The 12,278-nt window shown below is 62.9% G+C and carries 10 protein-coding genes; 9 read left to right on the top strand and 1 reads right to left on the bottom strand.

Features of this window, described 5'->3' with window-relative positions:
- Positions 1–243 precede the first annotated feature (243 nt).
- The 4 genes from nadA to DWX39_RS07435 are packed head-to-tail and all read left to right on the top strand — an operon-like array spanning position 244 to position 4,111.
- Complete coding sequence (nadA, locus tag DWX39_RS07450) at positions 244–1,269, top strand: quinolinate synthase NadA (protein WP_117759118.1); 1,026 nt, start codon at positions 244–246, stop codon at positions 1,267–1,269.
- 56 nt (positions 1,270–1,325) lie between these two features.
- Positions 1,326–2,702 (top strand): L-aspartate oxidase, encoded by a 1,377-nt coding sequence (locus tag DWX39_RS07445; protein ID WP_233508910.1) that lies wholly within the window; start codon positions 1,326–1,328, stop codon positions 2,700–2,702.
- Between the two features lie 3 nt (positions 2,703–2,705).
- Positions 2,706–3,566 (top strand): carboxylating nicotinate-nucleotide diphosphorylase, encoded by an 861-nt coding sequence (gene nadC, locus DWX39_RS07440; protein WP_117759116.1) that lies wholly within the window; start codon positions 2,706–2,708, stop codon positions 3,564–3,566.
- A complete protein-coding gene (locus DWX39_RS07435; protein ID WP_117759114.1) occupies positions 3,566–4,111 on the top strand; it encodes a transcription repressor NadR in 546 nt (181 codons plus the stop codon). The genes nadC and DWX39_RS07435 overlap by 1 nt, the downstream gene beginning before the upstream one ends.
- Positions 4,112–4,348: 237 nt before the next feature.
- On the opposite strand, the gene DWX39_RS07430 is transcribed toward DWX39_RS07435, so the two are convergent.
- The gene (locus tag DWX39_RS07430) at positions 4,349–4,534 is read right to left on the bottom strand and encodes a DUF362 domain-containing protein (protein WP_006235216.1); all 186 of its coding nucleotides are present in this window, start codon (positions 4,532–4,534) and stop codon (positions 4,349–4,351) included.
- Positions 4,535–5,192: 658 nt separating this feature from the next.
- On the opposite strand from DWX39_RS07430, the gene dnaK reads away from it, so the two are divergent.
- The 5 genes from dnaK (at position 5,193) to DWX39_RS07405 (ending at position 12,079) form a co-directional block, all read left to right on the top strand.
- Entirely contained in the window at positions 5,193–7,085 is a 1,893-nt protein-coding gene (gene dnaK / locus DWX39_RS07425; RefSeq protein WP_117759112.1) for a molecular chaperone DnaK, read from the top strand.
- A 2-nt stretch (positions 7,086–7,087) separates the two neighbouring features.
- Positions 7,088–7,930 (top strand): nucleotide exchange factor GrpE, encoded by an 843-nt coding sequence (locus DWX39_RS07420; RefSeq protein WP_117759110.1) that lies wholly within the window; start codon positions 7,088–7,090, stop codon positions 7,928–7,930.
- A 107-nt stretch (positions 7,931–8,037) separates the two neighbouring features.
- Positions 8,038–9,003 (top strand): DnaJ C-terminal domain-containing protein, encoded by a 966-nt coding sequence (locus tag DWX39_RS07415; RefSeq protein ID WP_117759108.1) that lies wholly within the window; start codon positions 8,038–8,040, stop codon positions 9,001–9,003.
- 72 nt (positions 9,004–9,075) lie between these two features.
- Complete coding sequence (locus DWX39_RS07410; protein ID WP_089573643.1) at positions 9,076–9,492, top strand: heat shock protein transcriptional repressor HspR; 417 nt, start codon at positions 9,076–9,078, stop codon at positions 9,490–9,492.
- Positions 9,493–9,778: 286 nt separating this feature from the next.
- Positions 9,779–12,079, top strand: a complete 2,301-nt coding sequence (locus tag DWX39_RS07405; RefSeq protein ID WP_117759106.1) for a hydratase — start codon at positions 9,779–9,781, stop codon at positions 12,077–12,079.
- Positions 12,080–12,278: the final 199 nt, after the last annotated feature.

The following is a 12,278-nucleotide window of genomic DNA, read 5'->3' as shown; positions in this document are numbered from 1 at the left end:
CCCCGCCTCTTACACCACATCTCTGCGCGCTACCCACTGCCCCTTGGTCCAGGACAAAACGGGCTGCCCGAATCATGGGGCGGGTCCATTTTCGGCTGTCCTCAGCTTGCCAGTTCGAAAATGGACCCGCCCCAAGATTGAATCTTTATTCCAACTTTACACCTGGCTTTACAGCTGTCTTGTCAGCTGTAAAGCCAGGTGTCATACTAAAGCCCCAAGATTCGCCAAAAGAGAGGGGCCTTGATGGCACAGAGCGCGAACATGGATGCATCGGAGCTTGCACGCGATATCGCGGCCGGCCTAGCATCGGCAACGACGGCAACGGAGCGCGCGGCACTGGTGCCCGCAGAGCTCGTCGAGGCCATTCAGCAACTAAAAACCCAACGTGACGCGGTGATCCTGGCGCACTACTATGTGGCGCCCGAGGTCCAGGCCGTTGCCGATTACGTCGGCGACAGCTTTTACCTGGCAAAGCTCGCCAAGAGCCTGCCGCAGCAGACCATCGTGCTGTGCGGCGTGGAGTTTATGGGCGAGAGTGCCAAGCTGCTCAACCCCACCAAGACCGTGCTGCTGCCCGAGCCGGGTGCGGACTGCCCCATGGCGCACATGGTCAAGCGCGAGACGGTCGATGCGGCGCGCGCCGAGTACGGCGACGACCTGGCTGTCGTCTGCTACGTCAACTCGACGGTTGAGATCAAGAGCTGGAGTGACGTGTGCGTTACCAGTTCTAACGCCGTCAAGATCGTCTCCGAGCTGCCACAGCAGCACATCTTGTTCATTCCCGACCAGAACCTGGGCCGCTTTGTGGCCGAGCAGGTGCCGCAAAAGCACGTCATCCTCAACAACGGCTACTGCCCGCGCCACCACATCATTACCGTCGAGCAGATCGTCGATGCGCAGGAGGCCCACCCCGACGCGCTCGTGCTGGCGCACCCCGAGTGCAAGGCCGACGTGCTGGCCGAGGCCGACTACATCGGCTCCACCGCCGGCATCATCAAGTATGCCGAGGAGTCCGACGCGAGCGAGTTCATTATCGTGACGGTCCGCGGCGTGCTCTATGAGCTCGAGCGCCGCTGCCAGGGCACCGGCAAGAAGTTCTACTTCCCCGCGGTGCAGCCCACCTGCGTCAACATGGACCTCATCACGCTCGAAAAGCTCGTGCGCTGCCTGGAGACGGGCGAGGGCGAGGTGCAGATTGGCGTGTCGGACGAGGTCGCCGATCAGGCCAAGCTCACGCTCGACCGCATGCTCGAGTACGCGGCGCGCTAAGCCAATGTGACATGAGGGGCCATCCCTTATGCCACATTACAAGGGAGAGGATTCCTGTGGAAACCAAACAATACTCCGACATGGAGTGCGACGTCGTCATTGCCGGTTGCGGCGTGGCGGGCCTGTATGCGGCTCTCAATCTGCCGACGAGCACGCGCGTAATCATGCTCTCCAAGGGCGCCGTCGACGAGTGCGATTCGATGCTCGCGCAGGGCGGTATCTGCGTGCTGCCCGAAGGCTCTGACTACGATGCCTTCTTTGAGGACACCATGCACGCCGGCCATTACGAGAACCGCCGCGAGAGCGTCGACATCATGATCCGCTCGAGCCGTTCGGTCATCAACGACCTGTTGGCCATGGGCGTGGACTTTGAGCGCAAGGCCGACGGCAGCCTCGACTTTACTCGCGAGGGCGCGCACAGCCGCCCGCGCATTGCCTTCCATGCCGACATTACGGGCAAGGAGATCACGACCAAGCTGCTCCAGGCCGTTCGCAAGCTGGGCAACGTGCAGATTTTGGAGCGCGTGGCCATGACCGACATCCTAACGGCCGAGCGTGACGGCGCCACGGTGTGCACCGGCGTCGTCGCCGTAGCCGTGGACGAGGACGATTCAGCTCGCCCCGCAGACGAGCTGGCAAATGCCGCTGAGGACGTGCATGCCGGTAAGCCGTTTAAGATTCATGCCTGCCATACGCTGTGGGCAACGGGCGGCATCGGCGGCGTGTACGATCACTCCACCAACTACCCGCAGCTCACCGGTGACGCTTGCTACATCGCGCAGGAGCACGGCATCACGATGGAGCACCTGGACTACGTGCAGATCCATCCCACGGGACTGTTCTCTCCGCAGCCGGGCCGCACCTTCCTGATTAGCGAGAGCTGCCGCGGCGAAGGCGCGATTCTGCTCAATGCCGCCGGCGAGCGCTTTACCGACGAACTGCAGCCGCGCGACGTGGTCGCCGCCGCTATTCGCGAGCAGATGAAGCAGGACGGCACCGAGCACGAGTGGCTGAGCTTTGCCCCCGTCGAGCGCGACGTGGTGACCGGGCATTTTGCCAATATCCGTGCGCGCTGCCTGGAGGACGGACGCGACATCCTGGACGAGCCCATCCCTGTCACACCCACGCAGCACTATTTTATGGGCGGCGTATGGGTCGACAAGGACGGCCGCACCTCGATGCCCGAGCTCTACGCCGCCGGCGAGACGGCCTGCAATGGCGTGCACGGCAAGAACCGCCTGGCTTCTAACAGCCTGCTCGAGTCCCTAGTTTGGGGCCGCCGCGCTGCTTGGCGTATGCGCACCGGCGAGTCGCTGACCGTGGAGCAGGCCGGTGAGCCCGCGCTTGACGGACGTCACCGCGCCCTGAGCGCCGAGACCCTTGCAATCGATGATTTGGCCCGTGCCGCCGGCACGCAGGCCGTGGAGGAGTAGACCATGAATCCCATTACCATGAAGCTCGTCGTCGATGATCTGATTTTGCAGGCTCTGCGCGAGGACATCACGTTTGAGGACGTGAGTACGGCGAGCGTGTGCCCTACGGCGCGCCCCGCTACCGTTGAGCTCATCGCCAAGGCCGATGGCATCATCGCCGGCTTGGATGTGTTCGCTCGCACTTTTGAGCTGCTGGATCCGCAGAGCTCGGTGCTGTTTGATGTCGCGGACGGCGACGAGGTGCACGCCGGCGACCACGTGGGCCAGGTGCGCGGCGACGCGCGCGTATTGCTTTCGGGCGAGCGCGTGGCGCTCAACTACCTGCAGCGCATGAGCGGCATCGCTACTTACACGCATCGGATGGCGGCCGCGCTCGAGGGCACCAAGACCGTGCTTGTCGACACGCGCAAGACCACGCCGGGCATGCGCGTCTTCGAGAAGGCAGCAGTCGAGATCGGCGGTGGCAGCAACCACCGCTATAACCTGTCGACGGCCGTCATGCTCAAGGACAACCACATCGATGCAGCCGGTGGCGTGACGCGCGCGATCGAGATGGCGCGCGCCCATGCGTCGTTTACCACGACGGTCGAGATTGAGTGCGAGAACCTGGGCATGGTACGCGAAGCCGTGGAGGCCGGTGCCGACATTATCATGTTCGACAACATGACCCATGACGACATGGCCGCCGCCATCGAGCTTATCGCCGGTCGCGCCAAGACCGAGTGTTCGGGCAATGTGGACGCCGACAACATTCGCGCCCTGGCCGACCTGGGCGTTGACTTTATTAGCTCGGGCGCCCTGACGCACTCTGCGCCGATCCTCGACCTCTCGCTTAAGCACCTGCGTCTGCTGGACGGTAAATAATGAACGCCCGCGAGCGTCGCCGTGCCATCATGGGCGTGCTCGAAGGAGCCAAGGAGCCCGTTTCGGGCAGCGCACTTGCCCGCGAGGTTGGCGTGAGCCGTCAGGTCGTGGTTCAGGATATTGCCCTGTTGCGTGCCGATGGGCACGATGTCGTGGCAACCAACCGCGGTTACGTGCTGCAGGAAGCCGCGAGTAGCCCCGCCGTGCCCACGCGCTTGGTCAAGGTTCGCCACGGCGTGGAGCAGACAGGCGATGAGCTTACGAGTATCGTCGACGCCGGAGGCGCCGTGCTCAACGTGATCGTCAATCACCGCGTGTACGGTAAGATCACGGCCGACCTGGACATCCGCAATCGTCGCGATGTTGAGCGCTACCTGCACGATATCGAGAGCGGCAAGAGCTTTCCGCTACTAACGGTGACGAGCGGCTATCACTTCCATCGCATCGCGGCGGAGGACGAGCAAACCCTCGACGAGATCGAGGCCATGCTCAAGGAGAAGGGCTACTTGGCAGACCTCATGCCCTACGAGGACGATCTATCGTAGCCGACGCTGCAAACGCCCCTAAGCGGCAATCTGACGTTCAATCGTCGGTCGCGTACAAAAGTACGCTTCCCTCCTCTTTCACGTCACCTTGCTCGCTTAGGGGCGTTTTCGCTGACGTGAGCTCAACCTGTGACGGTGCCAAATTAATTATCCGCACAAAAAAGGAGGCCTCCGCGGCGATGCGGAAGCCTCCTTTTTGTGCACGGTGTACTTTTGAGTGTGCAAGTGGGGGAGTTGTTACTCCTCGACGATCTCGGTGATCGCGCCAGCGGGGCAAGCGTCCTGGCAAGCGCCACAGGCGACGCAGGAGTCCTCGTCAGCGACGGTAGCGACGTCCTGGAGCTCCAGAACGCCAGCGGGGCAGGAGTCGACGCAAACGCCACAAGCGATGCACTCGTCGGCATCAATTACGGGATGAGCCATGGTAGTTTCCTCTCTGTTGACCGACGCTACAGACGATGCGCGCCGGTTTGATTCGGGCAAAAACATACCACGGGAGCGACCGTTTGCAATACCCTCTGGCCGGCATCTTCATACCGTTCGCCGAGTATGCCAAGGTTTACTAAAAAACGCGCAGGTGGGGCCGTTGAGCTGCGCAAATGTTAGCTATAGGTGACTTGTAATATTGACCTATTGAGCGCGCCTGCGGAAAGGGCATCCCGTTATTTGGCCGAAAACCGGGTCGCAGTTTCCGGTTGGGCCCGCTAGCGGAAACTGCGACCCGGTATCAGCTCTCAAAACGGGATACGGTTTCCGGTTGAGCCTTCAGACGGAAACTGCGACCCGGAATCCACGCTCAAACCGGGATGCGCTTGCCGCAAGACGGCCCCCAGGCACCCCCGGACGCAAACCTCAGCCATCTCTACATAGATCTCAATAGATTTGCCGAGAACTCATTCAGCGCATCTACCTGCGCATTTAAGAACCTAAACTCTCAGCAATAAGAAATCTTATATGAATTGACTTAGATTTTGTATATTCCGGCCCATAAGGGGATACACTACATCCTGAAAGACAAGCCGAAGCGCCGCGCGACAGATCGTCGAGGCGGCGCGAACGCAAAAGAGAGAGGGAATTTCTAATGAGTAAGATTCTTGGTATCGACCTTGGTACTACTAACTCCGCCATGGCCGTCCTCGAGGGCGGTTCTCCGACCATTATCGTGAACGCCGAGGGCGACCGCACCACCCCGTCTGTTGTTGGCTTCCGTGCAGACGGCGACCGCGTCGTGGGTAAGGCCGCTAAGAACCAGGCGGTCACCAACCCCAAGAACACCGTGTTCTCCATCAAGCGCTTCATGGGCCGCAAGTACTCCGAGTGCACCTCCGAGATCAAGACCGTGCCGTATGAGGTCAAGGAGGGCCAGGGTGGCCGTGCCGTCGTCGATATCGAGGGCAAGGATTACACCGCCGAGCAGGTGAGCGCCATGACGCTCGCAAAGATGAAGGCCGACGCCGAGAAGTATCTGGGCGAGACCGTCACCGACGCCGTCATCACCGTCCCGGCCTACTTCAACGACGCCCAGCGTCAGGCCACCAAGGATGCCGGTAAGATCGCCGGCCTCAACGTCAAGCGTATCGTCAACGAGCCGACCGCTGCTGCTCTGGCCTATGGCCTGGACAAGCAGGGCTCCGACCAGCGCATCCTGGTCTTCGACCTGGGCGGCGGCACCTTCGACGTCTCCATCCTCGACCTCGCCGACGGCGTGTTTGAGGTTCTGTCCACCTCGGGCGACAACCACCTGGGCGGCGACGACTGGGATCAGCGCGTCATCGACTGGATGGCTGACAAGTTCCAGCAGGAGAACGGTGTCGACCTGCGTCAGGACCCCATGGCCCTGCAGCGCCTGAAGGAGGCCGCCGAGAACGCCAAGAAGGAGCTTTCCGCCGCCCAGCAGTCCACCATCAACCTGCCGTTCATCACCATGAACCAGTCCGGCCCGCTGCACCTCAACTACACGCTGACCCGCGCCGAGTTCGAGAAGATCACCCGTGACCTGCTCGAGCGCTGCAAGCAGCCTGTCACCAACGCCCTGCGCGATGCTAAGCTCAAGCTCTCCGATCTGACCGAGGTCATCCTCGTCGGCGGCTCCACTCGTATGCCCGCCGTCCAGGAGCTCGTCAAGACCATGACCGGCAAGCAGCCCAACATGTCCGTGAACCCCGACGAGGTCGTTGCCGACGGCGCTGCCGTCCAGGGCGGCGTGCTCACCGGCGACGTCGAGGGCATCCTGCTGCTCGACGTTACCCCGCTGTCGCTGGGTGTCGAGACCATGGGCGGCATCATGACCAAGATGATCGACCGCAACACCACGATCCCGACCTCCAAGACCGAGGTTTACTCCACCGCTGCCGACAACCAGACCAGCGTCGAGATCAACGTGCTCCAGGGCGAGCGCGAGCTTGCCCGCGATAACAAGTCGCTCGGTAAGTTCCAGCTGACCGGTATCCCGGCTGCCCGCCGCGGCGTGCCGCAGATCGAGGTCACCTTCGACATCGACGCCAACGGCATCGTCAAGGTCTCCGCTAAGGACAAGGGCACCGGCAAGGAGCAGCAGATCACCATTTCCGGTTCCACCGCTCTGTCCGACGACGAAGTCGATCGTATGGTCAAGGACGCCGAGGCTCATGCCGAGGAGGACAAGAAGCAGAAGGAAGAGGTCGAGGTCCGCAACCAGACCGACAGCCTGTGCTACTCCACCGAGCAGACCCTCAACGAGCTGGGCGACAAGGTTTCCGCCGACGTGAAGTCCAAGGCCGAGGCCGCTATCGCCGACGCCAAGAAGGCGCTCGAGGGCTCTGACGTCGAGGCCATCAAGGCCGCCGGCGAGTCCCTGCAGTCTGTGGCCTACGAGCTGGCCCAGGTTGTCTACGCCGACGCTCAGCAGCAGACCGACGGTGCCGCCGGTGCCCAGTCTGCCGACGATGACGTCGTCGACGCCGACTACGAGGTTGTGGACGACGAGGACAAGTAATCATGTCCGCCCGTAAAGCTCGCACGGAGGCGGCTGCCACCGGCGCCGCCCCCGTTGACTCTGAGGAGAAGGACGTGAAGATTCCCGTAGAGGCCGTCGACGATACCGAGGCCAACGAGGCCGAGGCCGCCGAGGCTGCCGAGAACCAGGTAGAGGATTCCAACAAGGAGGCGACGATGACCGAGGACGAGATGGTGGAAGCTGCTATCCGCGCCGGTGAGGAAGCCGCCGACAACGACTTTAAGCTCAAGTTCGAGCAGGCCCAAAAGGAGCTTGCCGACGTGCGCCGCGAGCTCGATGCTGCGGCAGAGGCCCAGAAGGCCGCCGAGGATAAGGCAAAGGACGCCACCGAGCGTACCGCCCGTCTGCAGGCCGACTGGGAGAACTTCCGTCGCCGCACCGCCAACGAGCGCATCGCCGAGCGCGAGCGCGCGACCGAGAAGCTCGTCACCGCGCTGCTGCCGGTGGTCGACGATATCGAGCGCGCGATCGACCATGCCCGCAGCCAGGAGCTTTCCGACGACTTTAAGCAGTTCGTCGATGGCGTCGATGCGGTGCATGCCAAGCTGCTCGATGTGTTTGCGCACGAGGGCGTTGAGCCCATCGACCCCAAGGGCGAGGCGTTCGATCCGCTCGAGCACCAGGCCGTGGGGCGTGTCGAGGACGCATCGCAGTACGACGAGACCGTCAACGACGTGTACCAGAAGGGCTACCGCATGGCGGACCGCATCCTGCGCTCCGCGATGGTGACGGTGACCTACGGTGGCGAGAAGCGCCCCGCACCGGAGCCCGAAGCGGCGCCCGAGGATGCTGCGGCCGATACGGCTGAGAGCACCGAGGAGTAATTGAGAAGGGCCCCGGGGCAACACCCGGGGCCCTTTCTGGCCTAGTGCCATATGAAAGCATGAGCCGCCGTCCGCTGGACGGCGGATGAAACAGGAGAGGAGCTACGATGGCTGCAGGCAAAACCTTCTATGACATCCTGGGCGTATCCAAGAGCGCCTCCGACAAAGAGATCAAGAGCGCGTTTCGCAAGCTCGCGCAAAAATATCACCCCGATGCCGGCGGCGACGAGGCCAAGTTTAAGGAGATCAGCGAGGCCTACGAGACGCTTTCGGACGAGAAGAAGCGCAAAGAGTACGACCAGATGCTCATGTTCGGCGGCATGCCGGGCGCAGGCGGCGCGTATGGCGGCGGCTACGGTGCCGGCGCGGGCGCCAGCGGCTGGGGCGACATCTTCGACAGCATCTTTAGCGGCAACGGCGCTTGGGGTAGCGATTGGGGCTCGGGCTTTGCCGGGGCTGCGGGTGCTGCCGGTGCCGGCGCGGGCCGCAACCGTGCGCGCAAGGGCGGCGACCTGTCGCTGACCGTCGACGTAACGGCCGAGGACGCGTTTCGCGGCGTGACGCATAAGGTCACCTACCGCATCCCCTCGACGGGCGAGCAGCAGACCATCACGGTCTCGGTGCCTGCGGGCGCGGTCGACGGCGGCAAGCTGCGCTACAAGCGCCGTGGCGAGTACGGCGTTGCCGGCGGCGAGCGCGGCGACCTGGTCGTGACCACGCACGTGGAGGAGCATCCGCTGTTTAAACGCAAGGGTGCCGATGTGACCATGGAGGTGCCGATCTCGGTCTACGAGGCGGCGCTCGGCTGCACGGTGGATGTGCCCACACCCGGCGGCGCGACGGTTCGTCTGAAGGTGCCGGCGGGCACCCAGACGGGCAAGAAGTTCCGCTTTAAGGAGATGGGTGCACCCGACGTTAAGCATCGCGGTCGCACAGGTGCGCTGCTCGTCGAGATCAAGGTGCAGGTTCCCACGAACCTGTCCGACGATGAGCGCGATGCCATGACCAAGCTGCGCGAGGCCGACACGCGCGACTATCGCGAGAAGGTCAATTGTTACAAGGCGACGTACTAGGGCGGTCGCGGCGCACGCCCACGCCCGCGGGCTTATGATGGACGATAACGAGACGGAAAGGGGTCAGGTAGCATGGCCGAGGACAATAGGAACAAACCGCTGTACATGATCAGCGTGGCGGCCGAGCTGACCGGCATGCACCCGCAGACTCTACGCGTCTACGAGTCCAAGGGCCTGGTGAACCCCCAGCGCTCGGGCGGTAATACGCGTCTGTATTCGCGTGCCGATATCGAGCGCCTGGAGCTCATCAACCAGCTGACCGACGAGGGCATCAACCTTGCCGGCGTGGTGCGCATCCTCGATATGAAGGAGCGCGCCGAGGAGCGCGAGCGCGAGAACGAAAAACTCCGCGCCCGCGTGCGCCAGCTCGAGGACGAGCTGCACGAGTACAAGATGCAAAAGAAGATCACCGCCCTGGCCCCGCGCGACGGCTCGGTCAACCCCGAGCAAGTCATGCGCAAGCTGCTAGGTACGGGTAGCGACCTATAGCTCCGCCGACGCTGCCGGGCACTCATTGGGGACAGACTTAAATGAGTGCCCGCAGAATGAGAGTGGATAATCTCCCGTTTTTGGCCTGTTTGCAGGCTCAAAGTGGGAGATTATCCACTCTCGTCATTTCGGCGTCTAAGTCTGCCCCCGGCACCCAACTCGTTCTTTGCTTTACTGAGATAAAGTGAACGTACAGATTCGTAACCCGCTGGCAACCGTTCTATGGCACGATATTGAACGAATGTATGCTATGCGCCCAAATCTTTTGGGCAGAGTGGGAGACAGTATGGTCAAGCTGTACGAGGACGGCATCTACCTGCGCGGCGGTAGCGAGGTTGTGCCTGTGGCCGAGGCTGCTGAGCGTGGCATTACGCAGGCGCCCGAGGATGCCAAACGCGGAACCATCGCGTATTCGATCCTCCAGGCACACAATACGTCCGGCGACCCCGAGGCGCTCAAGATTCGCTTCGATGCCATGGCGAGCCACGACATCACCTTTGTCGGCATCATCCAGACGGCGCGCGCCTCGGGCATGGAGCAGTTCCCGCTGCCTTACGTGCTCACCAACTGCCATAATTCGCTGTGCGCCGTGGGCGGCACCATCAACGAGGACGACCACGTCTTTGGCCTCTCGGCTGCCAAGAAGTACGGTGGCATCTTCGTTCCGCCGCATATCGCCGTTATCCACTCCTTTATGCGTGAGAACTTCGCGGGCTGCGGCAAGATGATCCTGGGTTCCGACTCACATACCCGCTACGGCGCCCTGGGCACCATGGCCGTGGGCGAGGGTGGCGGCGAGCTGGCCAAGCAGCTGCTGCGCGACACCTACGACGTCTCCTATCCCGGCGTCGTCGCCATCTACCTCACGGGTGCCCCGCGCCCCGGCGTCGGCCCGCACGATGTGGCGCTCGCCATCATCCGCGCTGTCTTTGCCAAGGGCTACGTCAAGAACAAGGTCATGGAGTTTGTGGGCCCCGGCATCGCGAGCATGACGACCGACTACCGCAACGGCGTCGACGTCATGACCACCGAGACCACCTGTCTGTCGAGCATCTGGGCCACCGACGAGGACACGCACGCATTCCTGGCCATGCACGGCCGCGGCGACGACTACCGTGAGCTCAAGCCTGCCGATGTTGCCTACTACGACGGCTGCGTCGAGGTCGATCTGTCGAGCATCAAGCCCATGATTGCGCTGCCGTTCCATCCTTCCAACGGCTTTGAGATTGACGAGCTCAACGAGAACCTCGAGGACATCCTTCACGAGGTGGAGCTCGAGGCCGCTAAGATCGGCGAGGGCAAGACGCACTTTAGCCTGCTCGACAAGATCGTCGACGGCAAGCTGCACGTGCAGCAGGGCGTTATCGCCGGCTGCTCGGGCGGCAACTACGACTCCGTGGTCCAGGCTGCCCGCGTGCTCAAGGGCGCCAACACCGGCTGCGGCGAGTTCTCGCTGTCGGTCTATCCCACGAGCCAGCCCGTGGCGCTCGAGCTTACACGCCGCGGCTATATCTACGACCTTATGGAGGCCGGCGCGATCGTGCGCACGGCATTCTGCGGCCCGTGCTTCGGTGCCGGCGACACGCCCGCCAACAACGGCCTGTCGATCCGCCACACTACGCGCAACTTCCCCAACCGCGAGGGCTCCAAGCCGGGCAATGGCCAGCTGAGCGCTGTGGCCCTGATGGACGCTCGCTCCATTGCGGCAACGGCTGCCAACGGCGGCGTCCTGACGCCGGCGACCGACCTGCCCGAGGACACTTGGGACGAGGCCTGCGAGTACACCTTTGACGACGCGCCGTACAAGAAGCGCGTGTACTGGGGCTTTGGCAAGGCGGAGCCTGCCGACGAGCTGGTCGAAGGCCCCAACATCAAGCCGTGGCCCGCGATGGAGCCGCTCGGCGACGACATCCTGCTCAAGGTTTGCTCCAAGATCATGGACCCGGTCACCACGACCGACGAGCTCATTCCCTCGGGCGAGACGAGCTCCTTCCGCTCCAACCCGCTGGGCCTGGCTGAGTTTACGCTGAGCCGCCGCGACCCGGCCTACGTGGGTCGCTCCAAGGAGGTAGACGCTGTGGAGAAGCGTCGCGTTGCCGGCGAGTCCGCGGGCGACCTGGCGGCGTTCGATGCCGAGCTTGCCGGTGTGTTTGAGGCGCTGGCCGGCGCGGGTGTCGCGGCCGATGCCAAGGCGACCGAGTTCGGTTCCATGATTTACGCCAAGAAGCCTGGCGACGGCAGCGCCCGCGAGCAGGCCGCGAGCTGCCAGCGCGTAATTGGCGGCCTGGCCAACATCGTCCACGAGTACGCCACCAAGCGCTATCGCTCCAACGTGATGAACTGGGGCATGGTGCCCTTCCAGATGGAGGCCGAGCCCAACTTTGAGGTGGGCGATTACGTCTTTGTGCCGGGTATCCGTGCCGCGCTCGATGGCGACCTGAAGGACATCGCCGCCTACGTGGTGCGCGCCGATGGTGCGGTCGAGCAGATTGAGCTCTACATTGCCGATATGACGGCAGAGGAGCGTGCCATCGTCAAGGCCGGCTGCCTGATCAACTACAACAAGTTCAAGGCCGCTGCCGAGTAGCGCACTTAATTGTCCGCCCGGGGCTTACCCTTTCCCGCCCGCTCACGCGCTTCGCGAGGGCCGCGTTCGGGAAAGGGTAAGCCCCGGGCTACATTTCTGCGTTCTCGTTGGGTCTTGAGGGACGCTAATAAATAGACTTGCTTGATGCCGCCTCTGTTATCGGGGCGGCTTCTTTTTGTTGAAAACCACCACAAAGGGG

The sequence above is a fragment of the Collinsella sp. AF19-1LB genome (assembly GCF_003459655.1).
GTDB lineage: Bacteria > Actinomycetota > Coriobacteriia > Coriobacteriales > Coriobacteriaceae > Collinsella.
The sequence above is the reverse complement of the archived record's forward strand: the minus strand, read 5'-3'. Positions and strand labels throughout refer to the sequence as shown.